The organism is Sanguibacter suaedae, from assembly GCF_016342785.1.
Lineage (GTDB): Bacteria > Actinomycetota > Actinomycetes > Actinomycetales > Cellulomonadaceae > Sanguibacter > Sanguibacter suaedae.
In genome coordinates this window covers 118728-139237 of record NZ_JAEINH010000009.1, presented here as the reverse complement: position 1 = coordinate 139237, position 20510 = coordinate 118728, and the positions used below count along the sequence as shown (strand labels likewise).

Sequence of the window (20510 nt, the reverse complement as noted above, 5' to 3'; positions counted from 1 at the left end):
TTCCCCAACTAATCTAGTCCGTGTTCTGCGTCCAGTCCTAAATTAACGGGACGTGTCCCACCTAGCAGCCGGTAAACCAGACCCCCTCGATCGTGTCGTCGAAGTTTCGACCTGCGCCGTCGAGGCCTGCGCCGTTCCTCAAGTCAGGATCACGATAGTTGGATCCCATGAGCTGCTTGCTGTAGAGCGTGAAGTAACTCCCTGACGGTTCGTTGTTCAGCGTTCTGTCGTCGTAGAACCGGGTGTACCTGCAGCTTGCCCCGTTGGCCGCCGCGGATGACGCCACATTGATGAGTGACGTGAGCGCGGCCTTTGACTTGGCTGTGCCGAAGTAGCGCCCGCCAAACTGCGGGTGCTCCCAGACGCAGGCGTACCCGGAAGCACAGTCCCCTGTCGCAGCGGATGCCGACGTGGTACCGGTCATCGCCACCAACCCCGACGCTAGCAGCGCAACCAGAGACCTCTTGAGCAACTTCACTTCTACTCCCCCCGCTTTGGACCGTATCAAATCGGACCTAGCGACGGAAGGTTACCAGAACTCCCCTTTGGCGCCAACGGTTCAATCGCGTCCGTTCGCGGCCATCACGACCGTGACAGGAGCACGTCATGTGCTCGACGTGGCAGAACCTCCCGCCCCTCAGGCGCGTTCAATCCAACACCTTGACGTTTCCTCGGTGAGATTCATGCAGTGCTACGACGTCGTCAGGCTCCACGAGGAGAGGCGCGTCGGGTTCCTCGGCGGGGGTCGACGCCGTCAACCAGTCCGCGATGCCGCAGACGAGGTCCTTGCACCCACCGCAGCCGGTCGTCGCGCGGGTGGCCTTCGCGATGTCCTCGACGGAGCGGGCACCGTGCTGCCAGCAGCCGACGATGTCGCCCTTGCTCACGCCGTTGCACCGGCACACGGTGGTGCGGTCGGGCATGTGGGTGGGGTCGCTCGCGGCGACGGTGGCGGTGGCGACGGGCTGGACGAGGAGGTGTGCGGGGTCGGCGGGGACCGGGGTGCGGCGCGTGTAGGCGGCGGTGAGGTCCGCCCCGAGCTGGGGCGCTCCCACGCACGTGGCGCCGACGACGAACCCGTCGGCGACGACGACCTCCACGTGCCGTCCGGCGTCCGGGTCGCTGAGGCTCACGGTCCGCGCCCCGGGCTGTGGAGTGCGACGCGCGCCGCACACGCCCATGGTGACGACGTCGAGGCCGGCGGCCTTGAGGCGCACGACGTCGGTCCCGCGCGACGCCTCGTCGTCGGCCTGCGTGGGTCGGACCGTTGGGTCGGCCGTTCCCGATGCCCCGATCGACGCCACCGGAGCAGTCTCCGCGGCCGGGCGGGTGACGACGTTCATGCTCAGCCGCAGCGCCATCGACGGCCGTCCTGGGGAGAGCCGCTCCCCCGCGAGCCTGACCCGCCCGCCGACGTGGTCGTCGTCGGCTCCGTCGGCTGCCACGCCCGCGGCGCCGGCCGCCCCGGCGGCGAGGTGCTCGGCGAGCCGCCGGGACTGGTCCCACCCCTGGGCGATGAGGCCGGTGGCGCCTTCGGGCGGTTGTGCGCAGTCCCCGACGGCGAAGACGCGGGCGTCGGCCGGGCTGGCGAGGGCGGCGGTCACGACGACGCCGCGGTCGACGGGCAGCCCGGCGGCGACGGCGGCCGCCGTCTCGGGGACGGTGCCGCAGGCGAGCACGACGAGGTCGGCGGGGAGCGTCTCGGTGGTCCCGTCGGCGAGCGCCACCTCGACGGCGGCGGCGCGGCCCGCACCGAGGACCACGCGTTCCGTGCGCGCACCCGTGCGCTGCGCGACGCCGAGGTGGGTGAGGGTCCGTGCGGCGACGGCGCCGGCGTCGGGGGCGAGCTGCCGGTCCATGACGGTCGCGCCGCCGTGGACCACGGTCACGGCGAGGCCCCGCCGGGCGAGCCCGCACGCGGCCTCGAGCCCGAGGACGCCGGCCCCGACGACGACGGCGGTGCGCGCGTTGACGGTGGCGGCGACGATCTCGCGGGCATCGTCGAGGGTGCGCAGGGCGTGGACCCCGGCGGGCAGGGGCCCGCCCGTCCCGATCCCGTCGACGTCGGGGACGCGCGCGGCCGACCCGGTCGCGAGGACGAGCGCGTCGTACGGGTGGACGGCGCCGTCGGCGGTGAGGACGCGACGGTCGGCGCGGTCGATGTGGACGACCGACGTGCCGCGGTGCACGGTGGCGCGCTCGTGGGTGAGCGCGGGCAGGGCGAGGGACGCGACGTCGACCTTCCCGGCGACCACGTCGCTGAGGAGCACCCTGTTGTACGGGTCGTACTCCTCGGCGCCCAGCACGGTCACGTCGAACCGGGCGGTGTCGCCGGTGCCGTCGCGGGAGAGGAGGTCGTCGACGAAGCGCGATCCGACCATGCCGTTGCCGACGACGACCACGCGGGTCAGGGGACGGGTGGTGGTCACAGGAGTACCTCCGCGCTGGTCGGGGACAGTGCGTCAGGCAGGACGACGGTGCCGGCGAGGCTGACGTCCACGGCGCACACCTTGAACTCGGGCATGCCGGAGATCGGGTCCGTGGCGTCGGTGGTGATGCGGTTGACGCTGCCGGTCCCGGCCCAGTGGAAGGGCATGAAGACGGTGTCGGGGCGGGCGGTGGTGGTGAGACGGGCGGCCGCGACGACGGCGCCGCGGCGGGACTCGACCCGCACGGACGCGCCCTCGGTGATGCCGAGGCGGTGCGCGAGGACGGGGTGGATCTCCACGAAGGGCGCGGCGACGGCCCGGTCGAGCTCGGGGACGCGCCGGGTCTGCGCCCCGGACTGGTAGTGCTGGAGGACGCGCCCGGTGACGAGGTAGAGGGGGGCGTCGGGGCGCAGATCGTCGCTGGGGCCGACGTGGTCGACGGGCACCATGCGGGCGCGCCCGTCGGGCGTGGGGAACCCGTCGAGGAAGAGTCGCGGCGTGCCGGGGTGGGGTGCCGCGTCGGGAACGGTGCCGTCCGGGCCCGCCGGGGCGGTCGCCCCGGGTGCCAGGCACGGCCAGAAGAGGTCCGGGTCGGCGTCGAGCCGTGCGTGGCTGAGGCCCGAGTAGTCGGCGGGGCCGCCGGCGCTGGCGCGGGCGAGCTCGTCGAACACCTCGGCCGGGTCGGTCGGGAAGTGCACGTCGGACCCGAGGCGGCGCGCGAGGTCGGCGAGGACGTCGAGCTCGGAGCGCACCCCGTCGGGCGGGGCGATGGCGCGGCGGCGCCGGATGACGCGGCCCTCGAGGCTCGTCATGGTGCCCTCCTCCTCGGCCCACTGCGTCACGGGGAGGACCACGTCGGCGAGGCGGGCGGTCTCGGACGGCACGAAGTCGCACACGACGAGCATGTCGAGGGCCTCGAGGTTCGCGGTGACCTGCCGCGAGCGCGGTGCACTGACGACGAGGTTGGAGCCGTGGACGAGGAGCATGCGGGGTCCGGCGGGGCGTGCGGCCTGTCTGTCGGTGGCGGGCTCGGCGGGCTGCCCGAGGCGGCGCAGGAGCTCGACGGCGGGGAGCCCGGGCCCGGGGATGGTCGCGGGGTCGACGCCCCACACGGCGGCGACGTGCTCGCGGGCGGCGGGGTCGTCGATCTTGCGGTACCCGGGGAGCTGGTCGGCCTTCTGGCCGTGCTCGCGTCCACCCTGCCCGTTGCCCTGGCCGGTGACGGCGCCGTAACCGCTGCCGGGACGGCCGACGAGCCCGAGGGCGAGGGCGAGGTTGATGGCGGCCGTCACGGTGGCCGTGCCCTGGGTGGACTGCTCGACGCCGCGCCCGGTGAGGACGTACGCCCCCGCGCCGCCGCGCGCGGGGCTCGCCGCGGCGAGGAGACGGGCGACGCGGCGCAGCTCGTCGGCAGCCACCCCGCACACCTGCTCGGAGCGCTCCGGCCACCACGTGGCGACGGACCGGCGGACGTCGTCGGCGCCCGTGGTGCGGTCGGCGAGGAACGCCGCGTCCCCGAGGCCTTCGGCCCACACGACGTGGAGGAGGGCGAGGAGGACCACGAGGTCGGTTCCGGGGACCACCTGGAGGTGGACTCCCGCACCGTCGTCGGTGAGGGATGCGGTCGCGCTGCGGCGCGGGTCGACGACGACGAGGCCACCGCGCTCGCGCGCACCGGCGAGGTGCTGGACGGAGGGGGGCATGGTCTCGGAGAGGTTGGACCCGAGGAGCAGCACGGCCTGCGCGCCGCCGACGTCGGCGAGCGGGAACGGCAGCCCCCGGTCCACCCCGAACGCCCGGTTGGCGCCGGCGGCGGCGGACGCCATGCAGAAGCGCCCGTTGTAGTCGATGTTCGCGGTGCGCAGGACGGTTCGGGCGAACTTGCCGAGCGTGTACGCCTTCTCGTTGGTGAGGCCTCCCCCGCCGAACACGGCTACGGAGTCACGGCCGTGCTCCGCGGCGATGCGCGCGGCGGCATCCGCGACCACGTCGAGCGCCTCGTCCCACGTGGCCGCCCGGAGCTCGCCGTCGTCCCCGCGGACCAGGGGCGTGGTGAGCCGGTCGGGGACGCCGAGCACGGTGGCGCTCGTCCAGCCCTTCTGGCACAGCCCACCCTTGTTGGTGGGGAAGTCGCGGCCGTCGACGACGACGGGCGGCCCGTCGGTGCCGTCGGCGCTCCCGGGAGCACCCGCAGCGCCGGCGGTACCCACCGGTGGGGTGAGCGTCATGGCGCACTGGAGCGCGCAGTACGGGCAGTGCGTGGCGGTGCCCGCCGACGCATCCCGGGCGGGGGCGTCGGCGGGGACCGTGGTGTCCGTGGTGGTCATGCGTCCTCAGATGTTCTCGGCGGCCATCGCCGAGCCGCGCCGCTGGTACACGAACCAGGCCGTGGCTGCCATGACGAGGTACACCCCGACGAAGGCCCACAGGGCGGGCACGAGCGACCCGGCCAGGGAGTTCGACGCGGCGAAGCCGCGCGGGATGAGGAACCCACCGAACGCCCCGACCGCCCCGGCGATGCCGATGCACCCGGCGGCCGCCTTGCGGGCCTTCGCCCGCGCCTCGGCCGTCGTGACGCCGGCCTGGAACACGGCGGGGATCATCCGGTACGTCGACCCGTTGCCCACGCCGGTGGCGACGAAGAGCAGGAGGAAGGAAGTGAGGAACAGCGCGTAGCTGTGCGACCCCAGGGCCTGGACGGCGCCGACCGCGCCGAGGGCCATGAGCACGAGGCTGGCCATCGTCACCCGGGTCCCGCCGACCTTGTCGGCGAGGATGCCACCGAGGGGGCGGGTGAGGGACCCGACGAGCGCTCCGAGGAACGCGATGGACAGGGTGACCTCGGGGAACTGGCTCTTGAGGAGCGTCGGGAACGCCCCCGAGTACCCGATGAACGACCCGAACGTCCCGATGTAGATGAAGGAGATCACCCACGTGTGCGTGTTCTTCGCGGCGGCCGCGAAGGACCGGTAGTCGGCGCGGGCCGACGTGAGGTTGTCCATGTACCGCCACGCGAGGAACGCCGCGAGGAGGATGAACGGGATCATCATGAGGCCCGCGCGCTCCAGGGCGATGCCGGCCCCGGCGACGATGACGAGCGGCACCGCGAGCTGCACGGCGGCCGTCCCCAGGTTGCCGCCCGCGGCGTTGAGGCCCAGCGCCTTGCCCTTCTCCTTCTCCGGGTAGAAGAACGAGATGTTCGCCATGGACGACGCGAAGTTCCCGCCACCCACACCGGCGAGCATCGCGATGACGAGCAGCACGCCGAACGACGTGTCGGGCCGCTGCACCGCCCAGGCGAGCGCCCCGGTGGGCAGGAGGAGCAGGAGCGCGGACACGATGGTCCAGTTGCGCCCGCCGAACATGGGCACCGCGAACGTGTAAGGGATGCGCAGCGTCGCCCCGACGAGGGCCGGGACGGCGATGAGCCAGAACTGCTGGTCCACCGTCAGCGCGAACCCCGCGGCACCGAGCTGCGGGACGACGATGCTCCACGTCGCCCACACGGCGAAGCCGAGGAACTCCGCGAAGACCGAGATCCACAGGTTGCGCCGCGCGATGCGCTTGCCGCCGTCGTGCCAGAAGGTCTCGTCCTCCGGGTCCCAGTGGTCGATCCACCGGCCACGACGGGGCGCCGCAGACGCGCCCGGGGCGGTCGGGCTCGCCGTGGTCGTGCCGGTCGTCCCGGCGGTGTCGTCCAGGTCCTGCGCAGTCGAAGTCGTCACTGCGGCCTCCTCGTTGGCGGGCCCGCGGGATCGGGCACTACGAGGACGGTATGGATCGCGTGTTTCCCCCGGACGCGTCCGGCGGTTAAACGACCGTAACCTTCTGCGCACACCGGGCGGTGCCCCGGTGTGAGACGCGCACGGGAGTGCCAGCTCCACCCCGCGACGGGTGTGCGGCTTGGTATCGTCGACGTCCTCGGCACGGACGCCGAGCCCGGCGGGTTCCCGCCGTGACCCGAAGGACCTGCATGTCCCTCCTCGATCTCGTCGGCTGGATCGGCTCCGCCATCCTCGTGTGGTCCCTGCTCCAGTCGCGCATCCTGCGTCTGCGGCTCATCAACCTCGTGGGCTGCGTCATCCTCATCGCCTTCAACCTGCTCGCCGGCGTGTGGCCCATGGTCGGCCTCAACGTCGTCCTGGCGGTCATCAACGTCGTGTACCTGCAGAAGATGCTGCGGTCGCGCCACTCCCCCGCCACCTACTCCGTGGTCCCCACGGAACCCACGGCTCCGTACGTGCAGCACCTGCTGTCCGTCCACGGCACGGACGTCGAGCGGTTCGCCCCCGCGTTCCGTGACGCGGTGGTCGACGCCACGGAGGCGTACCTCATCGTCCGGGGCGACGAGACCGTCGGGTACGTGCTGCTCCACGACGCCGGGGACGGCGTCGCGCAGATCGACCTCGACTACGTCACCGAGCGGTACCGCGACTTCACGCCCGGCGAGTTCGTGTTCCGCCGCAGCGACCTCCTCCGCGACCGCGGCTACACCTCGGTCCGGACGCGGGCCGGCAGCGCCAGCACGGCGCCGTACTACGAGAAGATCGGCTTCACGGCCACGGGCGACGCCTACGAGCTGAACCTCACCCGCACCTCCGCCTGAGCACGGGCCCTAGGTCCCGTTGACGGTGCGTCAACGGGACCTAGCGTCGTGCCCATGAGCACACGGTCCGTCAAGCATCCCGACGTCCGACGCACCGAGATCCTCGCCGCAGCCCGCGAGCTCTTCGCCGACCACGGCATCGCCCGGACGTCCATCGCCGACATCGCCGAGCACGTCGGCGTGACCCGGGGCCTCGTCTACCACTACCACGGGGACAAGGAAGCCCTCGTCGACGCCGTCCTCGAGGCCCACATCGACGAGTTCGTCGAGAGCGTGCGCGCCTGGGACGCCCAGCGCGAGGTCGGCGAGATCGACGAGGCCATCACCAGCTGCGTCGCCCTGTTCAGCCGCCACCTGCGCGGCCAGGGCCCCGCCGGGCAGCCCTGCGCCGACCTCCCCCTCATCGAGGACGCCGCCCTGTACAACCGGTTCCTCGACCGCGCCGTCCGCGCGCTCGTCGACCGCCTCGTCATCACCGGTCTCACGGGACCGGGCACGGCCGGCGGAGCGAGGATCGAGCACCCACCCGAGACCCTCTACGTCCTCGTGCACGGGCTCGTGGGTCTCGCCCGGAGCACGCCGGGGCTCGACCGCTCCACGATCGCGACGATCGTCCGTCGGACGCTCCGGACGGACACGGCCGACCGGGTCGCGCTCGCCTGCTGACGTCAGGGCGCGCCGCGCGCCCCGACGTCACCCCCAGACGAGACCCTGGGCGGGCTCCTCGAGGACGGCGGCGACGTCGGAGAGGAGCCTCGCCCCGAGGGCCCCGTCGACCAGGCGGTGGTCGAAGCTCAGCGCCAGCTGCGTGACGTGGCGCTTCTTGATCTTCCCCTTGTGCACCCACGGCTGCTCACGGATGGCGCCCATCGCGAGGATGGCCGACTCCCCCGGGTTGAGGATGGGCGTCCCGGTGTCGATGCCGAAGACGCCGACGTTGGTGATGGTGATGGTGCCGTCCGACATGTCGGTGGGCGTGGTCCGCCCGGCGCGAGCCGTGGCGGTGAGGTCCGCGATGCCCTGAGCGAGGCCCTTGAGGCCCAGCCGGTGCGCGTCCTTGATGTTGGGGACCACCAGACCGCGCGGCGTCGACGCGGCGATCCCGAGGTTCACGTAGTGCTTGTAGACGATCTCCTGGGCCGCGTCGTCCCAGCTCGCGTTGATCTCCGGGTGCCGGTTCACGGCGAGGAGGAGCGCCTTCGCGGTGACGAGCAGCGGGGTGACCCGGACGTCCGTGAACTCCTTGTCGGTACGCAGCCGCTCCACGAGCCGCATGGTCCGGGTGACGTCGACGGTGTGGAAGACCGTGACGTGCGGTGCGGTGAAGGCGCTCGACACCATGGCCTCGGCGGTGCGCTTGCGCACGCTCTTCACGGGGACGCGCGTCTGGCGCCCGTCGGACGACACCTGCCCGGACGCGAGCCACGGGGCGTCGTCGTCGACGTAGGTGGCGAGCCCCTTGGGCTCCGCCTGGGCGCTGTAGGCGAGGACGTCCTCACGGGTCACGATGCCCCCTGGGCCGGTCGGGTGGATGCTCGACAGGTCGATGCCGAGGTCACGGGCGAGCTTGCGGACGGGGGGCTTGGCACGCACGGCGAGGGTCCCGGGGCGTGGGGCGACCTGCGTCACGGACCGCATCTGCGGCTTGCCGACGGACGCGGGCGACGCCTGCGGCTCGATGCCGGGCGCCCCGGCGAGCGGGGTGCCGACGCCCTGGTCGGGCGTGGTCACGGGGACGCCGTGGGGCTCCTCCACCGGGGTGGACCCACCGGTGGGCGCGGGGGTCGCGACGGGTGCACCGGCAGACGCGCGTCGGGCCCGGCGTGCGGTGCCCGGCGTCGCGACGCCGTACCCGACGAGCACGGACCCGCTCTCGGAGCCCTCGTCGCCGGCGGTGCTCTCGGAGCCCCCTGCCGAGTCGTCCCGCTGGGGGGCGGCCTCACCGTCGGGGTCGGTGTCGATGACGATGATCGGGGTGCCGACCTCGACGACGGTGCCCACCTCGGTGAGGATCTCCGCGACGACGCCGCCGTAGGGCGACGGCAGCTCCACGAGGGACTTGGCGGTCTCGACCTCGACGATCGCCTGGTTCACCGTGACCGTGTCACCGACGGCGACGTGCCAGGAGACGATCTCGGCCTCGGTGAGGCCCTCGCCGGCGTCCGGCAGGTTGAATCGCTCAAAGGTCGGCATGGTGCTCCTTCGGCAGTGCACGCGTGGTGGTCATGGGCGGGTCAGAAGGCGAGGGCGCGGTCGACGGCGTCGAGCACCCGGTCCAACCCTGGCAGGTAGTCGTGCTCGATCTTCGCCACGGGGTACGGCGTGTGGAAACCGCCGACGCGCAGCACGGGCGCCTCGAGGTCGTAGAAGCACTGCTCGGTGACACGGGCGGCGATCTCCGCACCGGTCCCGAGGAACGTCGCGGCCTCGTGGACCACGACGCACCGGTGGGTCTTGCGCACGGACGCGACGACGGTCGCGGTGTCCAGCGGCGAGACGGCACGGAGGTCGACGACCTCGATGCTCGTGCCCTCGGTGGCGGCCGCCTCGGCGACCTTGAGCGCGGTGCCCACCGTCGCGCCGTAGGCGACGAGCGTGAGGTCCGTGCCGGGCCGGGCCACGACCGCGGAGTTCAGGGTGGTGAAACCGCCGGGCTCGCCGGTGGTGCCCGCCGCGTACGGGCCGGTCGCGTGGTCGACGGTCCCCTTCTCCCAGTACCGGCCCTTGGGCTCGAAGAAGAGCACCGGGTCGGGCGAGGCGATGGCCTCCTGGATCATGACGTACGCGTCCTGCGGGGTGCCGGGCGCGACGACGCGCAGCCCGGGCGTGTGCGCGAAGAGCGCTTCCGGGCTCTCGCTGTGGTGCTCGACCGCACCGATGCCGCCCCCGTAGGGAACCCGGATGACGACGGGCAGGGTGAGGCGCCCGCGCGAGCGGTAGTGCATCTTCGCGAGCTGCGTGGTGATCTGGTCAAAGCCGGGGAAGATGAACCCGTCGAACTGGATCTCGCACACCGGCCGGTAGCCGCGCATCGCGAGGCCGATCGCGGTGCCGATGATCCCGGACTCCGCGAGCGGCGTGTCGACGACGCGGTCCACCCCGAACTCGGCCTGCAGGTTGTCGGTGACGCGGAACACCCCGCCGAGCGGGCCGATGTCCTCGCCCATGAGGAGCACCTTGGGGTCGCCGGCGAGCGCCGCGCGAAGCCCTGCGGTGATCGCCTTGGCGAACGGCAGGGTCTCGGTGCCGGTGGGCACCTCGACGCCGCGGTGGGCGGGCTCCCCCGCGTCGGGCGCGGGATCCACCTCGGCGGGCACGGTGCCACCGACCACGCCGAGGGCGTCCTCGGGGGTCCCGGGTTCGGGCATCTCGGCCTCCGGGAGGTCGTGGCTGTCCATGGTGAGGTCCTCCCGGACGGTGCTCTCGGTCATCGTGCGCCTCCCTGCGTGTCCGTGAAGGACGCCTCGTAGTCGGCGAACCACTCCCGGTCCTCGGTGACGAGCGAGTGGTCCGTGGCGTAGACGTGGTCGAACATCGAGGCGCTCGCGGGACGCCCCAGGCCCTTGACGTAGCTGCGGACCCGCTCGCCGAGCTCGTCGGCCTGCGCCTCGAGGTCCGCGGCGTGGCCCTCGTCCCAGAGCTCCTCGGTGACGAGGAGCGTCCGGAAACGTTCGACCGGGTCGCGGTCGCGCCAGTGCTGCTCCTCCTCGGCGGTGCGGTACCGGGTGGGGTCGTCGGACGTGGTGTGGGCGCCCATGCGGTAGGTGACGGCCTCGATGAAGGTGGGGCCGCCGCCGGAGCGGGCCCGGTCGAGGGCCTCCGACGTGGCGGCGTAGCAGGCGAGGACGTCGTTGCCGTCGACACGGATGCTGGGCACCCCGAACCCGGCGCCGCGCTGGTAGAGGGGCACCTTGGTCTGGGTGGAGGTGGGCACGGAGATGGCCCACTGGTTGTTCTGGCAGAAGAGCACGAGGGGTGCCTCGTTCACGGCGGCGAACCCGAGGGCCTCGCTCACGTCGCCCTGCGACGTGGCGCCGTCCCCGAAGTACGTGATGACGGCGGTGTCCTTGGTGCGGTCCCCGGTGCCGACGAGTCCGTCGCGCTGGACGCCCATGGCGTACCCGGTGGCGTGCAGGGCGTGGGAGCCGATGACCAGGGTGTAGAGGTGGAAGTTGTGCTCCGCCGGGTCCCAGCCGCCGTGGTCGATGCCACGGAACAGCTGGAGGATGTGCGGCATGTCGAGCCCGCGGGTGTGGGCGACGCCGTGCTCGCGGTACGAGGGGAACGCCATGTCCTGGGGTGCGAGGGCCCGCCCGGACCCGACCTGCGCGGCCTCCTGGCCGAGGAGCGGCGCGTAGAGCGCGAGCTCACCCTGGCGCTGCAGGGACGTCGCCTCGGTGTCGAAGCGCCGGACGAGCACCATGTCGCGGTAGAGGTTGCGCAGGTCCTCGGAGTCGAGGTGCCCGATGCGCGCCCGGTACCGGGCGTTGTCGTCCGAGGCGACGAACGTGCCGTCGGGGGTGACGAGCTGGAGGGGGGTGTCGTCGGGGGTGCTGGCTGCCTGCCGCGACGGCCTCAGGTCGGTCACGCGCTCTCCTCCGGTCGCTGCCGCGCTGGCGCGGCGTGGGACGGGACGTCACCGGGTCCCCGGCTCCGTCGAACCTACGTCTCCGTAGGCTACGTCAGCGTAGGCTACGGGAGCGTAGGTCCTCTAGTGCCGGTCGCCTGAACGCACGACGCCCCGCTTGTCGGGAGTCGACAAGCGGGGCGTCGTGCGTGGGCGGACGTGTCAGGACTTGGGTCCGTACGGGTTGTCGGAGGCGGTGCCCGGCTCGGGGTTCTGCTGGTCGTCACCGGGCTTGGTGACGGAGCCGAACCCACCGGGCTGCGGCTCCGAGGGGCCGGGGGTCCCGAAGCCGGGCGCCGCGTACGGCTGCGCATCGTAGCTCGACCCGCCGTAGGGCTGAGCCGTCTGACCCGGACCCGCGTAGCCGTAGCTCCCGAAGCCGCCCCCGTCGTAGCCGCTGCCGAACCCGCCGCCCTGGGCCGCCGTGATGGTGGCCGCGAGCGAGGGGGACCCGGGGTAGATGCCGGGCACCCGTCCCGGGGGGAAGGGACTGCCCGTGGCCTCCGCGAGGGCGCGGCGCGTCGCCGCGAGCTCCTCCTGGATGGGCCACTCCTTGAGGACGAAGATGAGCATGAACACGAGGTTGGCGCCCGGCACGAGCAGGATGAACATCCACGGCCACGGGTACCCCGTCTTCCCGACGAGACGGGCGTACAGGAAACCGACACCGACGATGATCGCGATGTACAGGAGGGCGAAGAAGATGACGAACCCTCCTGCGAGGGCGTTGGCGCTGTCGTTGTCCATCAGGCTCCGTTCAGAGGGCGGGGCGCGGGTGCGCCGGGGACAAGGTACGCCCTCCGAGCCCCGCTCCGGAACGGGGAGATCGCACCATCACCCGGTGCGCCACCCCGCAGCAGGCGCGCCCGGCGACCGACCGCGGCGTCGCGAGGACAGGCTCAGCGCCAGCCTGCGGTGAAGCGGAGGAAGAGGTCTGTGGCCTCGCGCTCGCCGACGCTCACCCGCACGCCCTCCCCGGCGAACGGGCGGACGATGACGCCCGCGGTCCGCACCTCGGCCGCGAAGCGCCCGGTGCGGTCGCCCAGGGCGAGCCACACGAAGTTCGCCTCCGTGTCGGGGACGTCCCACCCCTGCGCGCGGAGGCCGTCGACGAGGCGGGTGCGCTCGTCGACGATGGAGTCGACCCGACGGAGGAGCTCGTCCTTGGCCCGCAGCGAGGCGAGGGCGGCGCGCTGCGCCACGTGGGACACCCCGAAGGGTGTGGAGGCCGCGCGGATCCCGGCGGCCACCCGCGGGCGGGCGACGGCGTACCCGACGCGCAGACCGGCGAGACCGTAGGCCTTGGAGAAGGTGCGCAGGAGGACGACGTTGGGGTGGGCGGCGAGCGCTGCCGGTCCGTCGACGGGGTCGTCGCACCGGACGAACTCGAGGTAGGCCTCGTCGACGACGACGAGGACGTCGCCGGGGACGGCGGCGAGGAAGCTCATGAGCTCGGTGTGGGTGACGGCGGCGCCGGTGGGGTTGTTCGGGGTGCAGACCATGACGACGCGGGTCCGCTCGGTGACGGCGGCGGCCATGGCGTCGAGGTCGATGCGGCCGTGCTCGGCGAGGGGCACCTGGACGGAGGTGCCACCGGCGACGCTCACGACGATGGGATAGGCCTCGAACGACCGCCAGGGGAAGACGACCTCGTCGCCGGCGTCGACGACAGCCTCGACGACGTGCCCGAGGACGGCGACCGACCCGTTGCCGACGACGACCTGGTCAGGGCCGATGTCGCCGTCCCCGTCGCGGGCGGCGTCGCTGAGGGTCGCGGTGAGCTCGGTGGCGATGGCCTCGGTGAGCTCGGTGGCGAACATGTCGGGGTACCGGTTGACGTCGGACGCGGCGTCGATGATGGCGGCCTGGACGGACGCGAGCGGCGGGTACGGGTTCTCGTTGGAGGAGAGCTTGAACGCGGCGGCGCCGACGGGGGCGCGGCCCCCGGGGACGTACGCGGGGAGCGCGTCGATGGCGGGGCGGAGGGGTACGCGTCGCGAGGTCACGTGCTTCAGTGTCCCATCCCTGCGTGGCAGGATCGTGGTCATGACTTTTCTCCTGCGGGTGGTCATCAGTGCTGTCGCGTTCTGGGTGGCCTCCATGGCCCTCGGGGAGCACCTCGAGGTCCTGGGTGGTGACACGACGGGCGGGCGGGTGGTCGTCTTCCTCGCCGTCGCCCTGGTCTTCGGTCTGGTGAACGCGGTCGTCAAGCCGGTGGTCCAGTTCTTCGCGTTCCCCCTGTACATCGTCACGCTCGGGCTGTTCACGCTGGTGGTGAACGCCCTGATGATCCTGCTCACCGAGTGGATCACGGGGCAGACCGACTGGGGCCTGCGGGTCGACGGCTTCTGGTGGGCGGTGGTCGCGGCCCTGATCGTCTCGGTGGTGAACCTCGTCCTGTCGGGGCTGCTCCCGGACAAGGACGACCGTCGCTGACGGCCCTCAGCCGGAACCGGGCGGCGCCACGCACACCGGTGCCCCTGACGGGTCGGTCGCTGCCGTGGTGAACCCGGGGCTCAGGTAGAAGGTCTCCACCTGCCGTTGCGGGAGGCTCGTGGCACCGACGCTCCCGGGGGTCCGGCCGAGCACGGCCTCCTGCTGCTCGACGGCCGCGAGGACGGAGGGGTCGCCGCCGGCGATCGCCGTGTCGAGGACGGTGGCGTGGGTGAACGGGCTGTGGGCCTCGAGGACGTCGGAGGTGGGGACGTCGGCGCTCACGGTGACACGGTCGAGAAGGTCCGGGGAGACGCCCTGGTCGAGGCTGGACACGAGCTCCTGGTTGTTCTCGACGTGCAGGGTGGGGACGGGCTGGGCGGGCGTGATGTGCGCGACGGGCGACCCGAAGGTCGTGACGTTGCTCAGCGTGTACCGGCGGCGGAAGGTGTCGTCGTCGGCGAGCTCCATGGCGACGATGCCGCCCTGGCTGTGGGCGTAGAGGCCGACGGTGGCGCCGACGGGCGCGCCTGCCTGCATCAGGGCCGACTCGACGAGATCCATGCCGCGCCCCTCCCCGTAGCCCATGAGGTCGAGATTGGCCTCACCGGCGAAGACGCTGTCGGCTCCCGGCGTCCAGTCGTCGGTGCCGGGGATCAGCACGCTCCAGGTCTCGGACCCGTCGGGTTGGTCGATGCGCTGCACCTTCACCGTCCCCGGGGGGTGCACGCCCCCACCGGGGCCGAGGGTCCCGATCTGCTGGGCCGCCTGGGTCACGGACGTCACGGGCGGTTCGAGGGTGCGGCGTTCGGTGAGGTGCCCGGCTTGGAGGTCGAGGACGGACGGCGGGGCCTTGAGCGTGGTCCACGAGTCTCCCGGGCGGAAGCTCCCGAGGCGTCCGAGGAACGTCGGGAGCGAGTACGCCGGCTTGAGGACGCGCGCCGCGTCGTCCACGCCCGGTGTGGTGAAAGGGTTGCGGAAGAGGTTGTAGCTGCCGATCCACGCGCCGAGCCCACCCGCGGCCTTGTCCTTCCACGAGGTCCCCGAGGACTGGACGATCCCCGAGGTGATCGTCAGCCCGTGGAGCATGGGGTTCCAGCTGGAGGTGCCGCCGAGGAGGTCGAGGTACTGGTGCTGGACGCTCGCCTCCGCCGACCCGTACACGACCGACGCGTTCAGGACGCCCGACGCGAGCGTCTCGAGGTCGGCGACCTGCAGGGAGAGCGCCGAGGACAGCGAGCTCACGGTGTCGATCGCGGAGTCGATGTACAGGCGCGTCATGCTCCCGTCGCCGTCCGCGGACGGCGTGAGGACGGTGCGGAAGCGCAGGAGGGCGAGGTCGGCGACCATCATGGCGCAGCGACTGCGCGCGTCGTCGAGGTGCTGGACCGCGGACCGGACGAGCGCCGCGGCCGACTCCATGTCCTGGGTGCTCGCGGCGATCCCCCCGACACCGCCGATGACCTGGATGATGATGTCGTCGTCATTCATGCGACCCTCCTGCGAGGTGGGGCGCAGCGGGCCGGGCCGGTGCTCACAGGTCGATGTTCGTCAGCGCACTGCGTGCGAGCACGATCGTGGGGTCGACGCCGGCCAGCGCCTGCTGCGCCGTCGTCAGGCGTGACCGGTAGGCGTCGGCCGCCGTCGAGACCCACTCCGCCGTGTGCGCGCTCGCGAGGTCCGCGACCGCGTCGGCCACGTCGTCCTCGATCTGGGACAGGCGCGAGTGCAGGGTGCTCAGGTCGGCGGCGAGCGACACGGGTGACCTCCGGCGGGTCGAGATGGATGGGCATGTCGAGGACCGTAGGACGGGGCGCGGGCACGACGGGCGCCGCTTCCCGCGATCTGTGCGGCGACGCCCGGAAGCACCCCCTGTGGAGGGCGTCTCGTGGCCGGACGCGGCCCCCGCCGCGTGCACCGCCCGTGGAAGAATGCGGGGCATGCCCACGAGCCAGCCCATCCCGTCGTCCGAGCGCGCCAGCCTCGCGGACGTGAAGCCGCCCATCGCCCTCGGCCCCCTCGACGGCCGGTACCGCGCCGCGGTGTCCCCGCTCGTCGACCACCTCTCCGAGGCGGCCCTCAACCGTGAGCGCCTGCACGTCGAGGTCGAGTGGCTCGTCGCGCTCACCGACGGCACCCCCGACGGCCCTGCCGTCCCGGGCGCGCCCCGGCTGTCCGACGCGGAGAAGACGTACCTGCGGGGCGTCGTCGCCGACTTCGCCGGGGCCGGCATCGCGGAGATGGCGGAGATCGAGCGCGAGACCGTGCACGACGTCAAGGCCGTCGAGTACTTCCTCAAGCGTCGCCTCGCGGCGGCTCCCGGCATGCTCGGCGACGACACCGTGCTGCCCGGCGTGGGCGAGCTCGTGCACTTCGCGTGCACCAGCGAGGACATCAACAACCTGTCCTACGCGCTCATGGTCCGCGGCGCCGTCACCGAGGTGTGGCTGCCCGCCGCACGGGCCCTCGTCGAGCAGATCGCGGACATGGCGCGCGAGCACGCCGCCGTCCCCATGCTGTCCCGCACCCACGGCCAGCCCGCGACGCCCACCACGCTCGGCAAGGAGCTCGCCGTCCTCGCCCACCGCCTGCGCCGTCAGGTGCGGCGCATCGAGGGCGCCGAGTACCTCGGGAAGCTCAACGGGGCCACCGGCACGTACGGGGCGCACCTCGCCGCCGTGCCCACCACCGACTGGCCCGCGCTGTCACGGAGCTTCGTGGAGGGCCTCGGCCTCACGTGGAACCCGCTGACCACGCAGATCGAGAGCCACGACTGGCAGGCCGAGCTCTACGCCGACGTCGCGCGCTTCAACCGCATCCTCCACAACCTCGCCACCGACGTGTGGACGTACATCTCGCTCGGGTTCTTCACCCAGATCCCCGTCGCGGGCGCCACCGGGTCGTCGACCATGCCCCACAAGGTCAACCCCATCCGGTTCGAGAACGCCGAGGCCAACCTCGAGATCTCGTGCTCGCTCCTCGACACGCTCTCCGCGACACTCGTCACCAGCCGCCTGCAGCGCGACCTCACGGACTCCACGACGCAGCGCAACATCGGCCCCGCGTTCGGGCACTCGCTCCTCGCCATCGACAACGTGCGCCGCGGCCTCACGGCCCTCGCCGTGAACACCACGCTCCTCGACGCGGACCTCGACGAGAACTGGGAGGTCCTCGGGGAGGCCATCCAGTCCGCCATGCGCGCCGCCTCCGTCGCGGGCGTCGCAGGCATGGAGAACCCGTACGAGCGCCTCAAGGAGCTCACACGCGGGCAGCGCCTCACCGGTGACCAGATGCGCGAGTTCGTCGCCGGGCTCGGCCTGCCCGACGACGTCGCGGAACGCCTCGCGGGCATGTCACCGCGCTCCTACGTCGGCCTCGCCGAGAAGCTCGTCGCCGACCACCTCTGAGCGGTGGCCACCTCTGGCCTGCTCCCTACGACCCGTCACGTCGGGTCGTAGGGAGCCCCGTTCATCTCTCCCCAGATGTAGTTGGGGTCCGCGAACGTCGACGCAGCGGTGTCCCCGAACAGGGCGTCGTATCGTGCCCGCGCCTCCTCGCTCCCCACCGGGACGGGCTGCGCGGCGGCCCCGACGACCGGCATCCCCGGCACCCCACCCCCCAGGTCCCCGTCGGTCGGTCCGTGGGCGTCCTCGTTGATCGTCACGTGCGTCCCCTGCGCGTCGTCGAGCTCATGGGGAGTCCTCCCCACCAGACGAGCCAAGATACGCAGTTCGCCAGCGATCAGGCCGAAGTTAAACGCTTCACACACCGTTCCCGGCACGCGGTCGTCCCTGCGGCCGTCCACAGGTCCTCCCGGCGCCACCGGGATCCGTGGCATATTCTCGCCATGCGCACTCGCTCCCCACGCTCCTCGACGCGCGCCCGTCCGCGCGCACGGTCGACGGCCGCTCTGAGCGCACTCCTCGGGCTCCTCGTCGTGGGATGCGCCCCCGCCGTCACGGGCGACGCCGTCGCAGGCGCCAAGAACTCGTCCATCGGCGCCCCGATCTCCACCGACACCGTGTCCCTGCGGCACGACTACGACTCCACCCCCCAGGAGGTCAACGACTACTGGACGGACGAACGCCGCGGTGACGCCGAAGGACGCGACCCCTCCCCCGGTGACGGACGGGCGGACGGCGGCACGGACCAGCCCGACGGCCTCGACGGCCGGCCCGACCCGGCCACCGGAGTCGTCGTCCACCCCACCAGCGGGGCGGTGAGCCCCGACGGACCCCAGCTGCCCGACTCCGACGCGGGCGACGTCTTCGACGCCACCGGCCTCGCCGAGTCCACCCAGGGACGCCTGTACGTGAGCTTCCCCGACGGCGACTACGTCTGCTCCGGGACCGTCGTGAGCGCCGCCGGGCGCAACGTCGTCGCGACCGCCGCCCACTGCCTGTGGGACTTCACGGGCGACGCGGGCTGGGGTGCGATGGTGCTCTTCGTGCCCGACGACGCCGACGACATGGCGTCCGCACCGTACGGCTACTGGAGCGCGGAGGCAGCCTTCGGTCCCCAGGAGTTCGCCGACCTCGCGAAGATCGCCGACGACGGCTCCATCACCGGGGAGGGGTGGGCGTACGACTTCGCGTTCCTCACCATGGCCCCCGACGACTCCGGGCAGGAGATCCAGGACGTCACCGGGGGCCAGGGCATCACCTTCGGCACACCGACCGAGGAGCTCGTCGTCATCGGCTATCCCTCGGCACCGCCCTTCGACGGCAGGTCGCAGCGATACTGCTCGAGCTCGCGGTACTTCACGTCCCTGCGTGGGGCGTTCGGCATCGACTGCGCCATGACGCAAGGATCGTCCGGCGGTGGATGGCTCACCGACTACGACCCGCAGAGCGGCTCCGGCTACCTCGTGGCCACCACGTCCTTCGGGGCGTCCGGGTCCATGGGCGGGATCCCGCTCGGCGCGTCGGCCCTCCAGCTCTACACCGATGCGGGTGGCCTGTGAGGGCCGGTGGCGCGCTTGCCGCGCTCACCACGCTCCTGCTCCTCGCGGCGTGCACCCCCGAACCGGTCGACGGGCAGGCGTTCCCCGACTGGGACCACGCCGACGCCCTCGCCTCGGAACGCTTCGACGCACAGCTCGCCGCCCTCGACGCGGCCATCGACGCGTCGGACCCGTTCAGGTCGGACGCGCAACCGTCGATCACCGGGGTGTCCTACGTCCACGCCACCTACGGTGACCGGGACAGCGGCCAGCAGTCCGTGGTCTCGCTGCACGGCAACCCGGCGTCCGTCCTCATCCAGCAGACCGATGCCGACCCCGGTTTCACGGTCGACACCCTGCACGTGAGCGGCGAGGACGTCGACTACCTGCTCCTCGGCGACGGCTACTCGTCGTTGGCGCCCACGCCCTGGGTGGAGGTCCCCACCGTGTACGGCCACCCCGGTGAGGACCCGCTCGTCGCAGGCCTGCGGTCGATGTGCTTCGTGGACGGCTTCCAGACGATGTGCGAGATCCGCGACGCCATCACGTACACCGCAGACTCGGCCGTGGGTGGGGACGCCCGCCGCTCCGTGGACGTCGAACCGGACGGCACGGTGTTCACGAGGACCGAGGTGACCCTCGCCGCCGTCCTCGTCGACAACTCCCTCGTCCACCTCCCCCAGGACATCGTCGACGAGCTGTCCCCGACGATGCTCGACACCTTCATCCCCGTCGCACTGTGGCAGGACCCCGACGGCAACCTCGTGAAGATGGAGATGAACGGGACCGTCCCAGGGACGGACGGCGCCGAGGACCTGGCCGTCCAGGTGGGTTTCGAGGTGACCGGTGCCGCCGACCCCGGAGCGTTCCCCGACCTGCCCGCCACGGACGACGTCACCGTCATCCCGGCCCGCGGCACTGAAGACTTCTACGATCGGATGGGAGACCTCTGATGAGCACCCCCTACGGCCAGGGCCCACCCCCACGGCCCGACCAGCACGCCGTGCCAGCTCCACCGGCTCCGGCCGTGGGCGGGTACGGTGCGCCCTCCCAGCCCACCGCGTACGGGGTGCCGGTCCAGCCCGGGGTGTACGGCGGACCGGGCGCTGCGGCTCCGCCCGTCCCACGAGGACCGCGTCCGCGCCGCGCGCGGACCGTGCTCGTCACCGCAGCCGCGACCGCCACCGTGTCCGTGCTGGCGACACTCCTTGCCACCGGCACCCTCACGGGCCCGGCACCGTTCGACCGGGACGCGCTCCAGGCCGGTGTGGCCGAGGTGCTCACCGAGGAGCTGGGCGTCACCGACGCGACGCGCGTGGAGTGCCCGGAGGACCGTGTGGCCCGCAAGGGCGACGAGTTCGAGTGCACGTTCCGCTCCGGCGGCGCCGACCTGTCGGTGCCCGTAGTGGTGCTCAACGACGCCGGCCAGTACCGCGTGGGCGGGGAGTTCGGCACGGGCTGACGGGACGCGGG

The 20510-nt window shown here is 72.4% G+C and carries 19 protein-coding genes; 7 read left to right on the top strand and 12 right to left on the bottom strand.

The window, feature by feature from the left end:
- Positions 1 to 61 precede the first annotated feature (61 nt).
- From JAV76_RS11920 to JAV76_RS11905, 4 genes are all read right to left on the bottom strand, one after another.
- The gene (locus tag JAV76_RS11920) at positions 62 to 478 is read right to left on the bottom strand and encodes a peptidase inhibitor family I36 protein (protein ID WP_198734277.1); all 417 of its coding nucleotides are present in this window, start codon (positions 476 to 478) and stop codon (positions 62 to 64) included.
- 169 nt (positions 479 to 647) lie between these two features.
- Positions 648 to 2429, bottom strand: coding sequence for an FAD-dependent oxidoreductase (locus JAV76_RS11915; protein ID WP_198734276.1), 1782 nt, complete (start codon positions 2427 to 2429; stop codon positions 648 to 650).
- Positions 2426 to 4756, bottom strand: a complete 2331-nt coding sequence (locus JAV76_RS11910; RefSeq protein ID WP_198734275.1) for a molybdopterin oxidoreductase family protein — start codon at positions 4754 to 4756, stop codon at positions 2426 to 2428. Before JAV76_RS11910 ends, JAV76_RS11915 begins: the two co-directional genes overlap by 4 nt.
- A gap of 6 nt (positions 4757 to 4762) precedes the next feature.
- Positions 4763 to 6154 carry an MFS transporter gene (locus JAV76_RS11905; RefSeq protein WP_307844185.1) on the bottom strand — a complete coding sequence of 464 codons (1392 nt, stop codon included), beginning with the start codon at positions 6152 to 6154 and terminating at the stop codon, positions 4763 to 4765.
- 248 nt (positions 6155 to 6402) lie between these two features.
- On the opposite strand from JAV76_RS11905, the gene JAV76_RS11900 reads away from it, so the two are divergent.
- Positions 6403 to 7035, top strand: a complete 633-nt coding sequence (locus JAV76_RS11900) for a GNAT family N-acetyltransferase (RefSeq protein ID WP_198734274.1) — start codon at positions 6403 to 6405, stop codon at positions 7033 to 7035.
- 54 nt (positions 7036 to 7089) lie between these two features.
- The gene (locus JAV76_RS11895; RefSeq protein ID WP_198734273.1) at positions 7090 to 7701 is read left to right on the top strand and encodes a TetR/AcrR family transcriptional regulator; all 612 of its coding nucleotides are present in this window, start codon (positions 7090 to 7092) and stop codon (positions 7699 to 7701) included.
- Between the two features lie 27 nt (positions 7702 to 7728).
- Here JAV76_RS11895 and JAV76_RS11890 read toward each other — a convergent pair whose 3' ends face one another.
- The 5 genes from JAV76_RS11890 to hisC all read right to left on the bottom strand — a co-directional run bounded on the left by JAV76_RS11890 (position 7729) and on the right by hisC (position 13710).
- Complete coding sequence (locus JAV76_RS11890; RefSeq protein ID WP_198734272.1) at positions 7729 to 9228, bottom strand: dihydrolipoamide acetyltransferase family protein; 1500 nt, start codon at positions 9226 to 9228, stop codon at positions 7729 to 7731.
- Between the two features lie 41 nt (positions 9229 to 9269).
- Positions 9270 to 10403, bottom strand: coding sequence for an alpha-ketoacid dehydrogenase subunit beta (locus tag JAV76_RS11885; RefSeq protein WP_198734297.1), 1134 nt, complete (start codon positions 10401 to 10403; stop codon positions 9270 to 9272).
- 59 nt (positions 10404 to 10462) lie between these two features.
- A complete protein-coding gene (gene pdhA / locus JAV76_RS11880; RefSeq protein ID WP_372403556.1) occupies positions 10463 to 11623 on the bottom strand; it encodes a pyruvate dehydrogenase (acetyl-transferring) E1 component subunit alpha in 1161 nt (386 codons plus the stop codon).
- Between the two features lie 201 nt (positions 11624 to 11824).
- A complete protein-coding gene (locus tag JAV76_RS11875; protein WP_198734271.1) occupies positions 11825 to 12409 on the bottom strand; it encodes a DUF805 domain-containing protein in 585 nt (194 codons plus the stop codon).
- 152 nt (positions 12410 to 12561) lie between these two features.
- On the bottom strand, positions 12562 to 13710 hold the full coding sequence (hisC, locus tag JAV76_RS11870) for a histidinol-phosphate transaminase (RefSeq protein ID WP_372403554.1): 1149 nt from the start codon (positions 13708 to 13710) through the stop codon (positions 12562 to 12564).
- Here hisC and JAV76_RS11865 point away from each other — a divergent pair.
- Positions 13709 to 14098, top strand: a complete 390-nt coding sequence (locus JAV76_RS11865; RefSeq protein ID WP_198734269.1) for a phage holin family protein — start codon at positions 13709 to 13711, stop codon at positions 14096 to 14098. The genes hisC and JAV76_RS11865 overlap by 2 nt on opposite strands.
- A gap of 6 nt (positions 14099 to 14104) precedes the next feature.
- Here the strand turns inward: JAV76_RS11865 and JAV76_RS11860 are convergent, their stop codons facing one another.
- Together JAV76_RS11860 and JAV76_RS11855 are read right to left on the bottom strand one after the other, a co-directional pair.
- Complete coding sequence (locus JAV76_RS11860) at positions 14105 to 15586, bottom strand: hypothetical protein (RefSeq protein WP_198734268.1); 1482 nt, start codon at positions 15584 to 15586, stop codon at positions 14105 to 14107.
- Between the two features lie 43 nt (positions 15587 to 15629).
- Positions 15630 to 15854 carry a hypothetical protein gene (locus tag JAV76_RS11855; RefSeq protein WP_198734267.1) on the bottom strand — a complete coding sequence of 75 codons (225 nt, stop codon included), beginning with the start codon at positions 15852 to 15854 and terminating at the stop codon, positions 15630 to 15632.
- Positions 15855 to 16035: 181 nt separating this feature from the next.
- Here JAV76_RS11855 and purB point away from each other — a divergent pair, with 181 nt between their 5' ends.
- Positions 16036 to 17502, top strand: a complete 1467-nt coding sequence (purB, locus tag JAV76_RS11850) for an adenylosuccinate lyase (RefSeq protein ID WP_372403552.1) — start codon at positions 16036 to 16038, stop codon at positions 17500 to 17502.
- 35 nt (positions 17503 to 17537) lie between these two features.
- Here purB and JAV76_RS11845 read toward each other — a convergent pair whose 3' ends face one another.
- Positions 17538 to 17759 (bottom strand): hypothetical protein, encoded by a 222-nt coding sequence (locus JAV76_RS11845; protein WP_198734265.1) that lies wholly within the window; start codon positions 17757 to 17759, stop codon positions 17538 to 17540.
- A gap of 183 nt (positions 17760 to 17942) precedes the next feature.
- On the opposite strand from JAV76_RS11845, the gene JAV76_RS11840 reads away from it, so the two are divergent.
- From JAV76_RS11840 to JAV76_RS11830, 3 genes are read left to right on the top strand one after another with little or no spacing between them, the layout of a single operon-like run.
- Entirely contained in the window at positions 17943 to 19058 is a 1116-nt protein-coding gene (locus JAV76_RS11840) for a trypsin-like serine peptidase (protein ID WP_198734264.1), read from the top strand.
- Entirely contained in the window at positions 19055 to 19990 is a 936-nt protein-coding gene (locus JAV76_RS11835) for a hypothetical protein (RefSeq protein WP_198734263.1), read from the top strand. Before JAV76_RS11840 ends, JAV76_RS11835 begins: the two co-directional genes overlap by 4 nt.
- Entirely contained in the window at positions 19990 to 20499 is a 510-nt protein-coding gene (locus JAV76_RS11830) for a DUF4333 domain-containing protein (RefSeq protein WP_198734262.1), read from the top strand. The genes JAV76_RS11835 and JAV76_RS11830 overlap by 1 nt, the downstream gene beginning before the upstream one ends.
- Positions 20500 to 20510 lie beyond the last annotated feature (11 nt).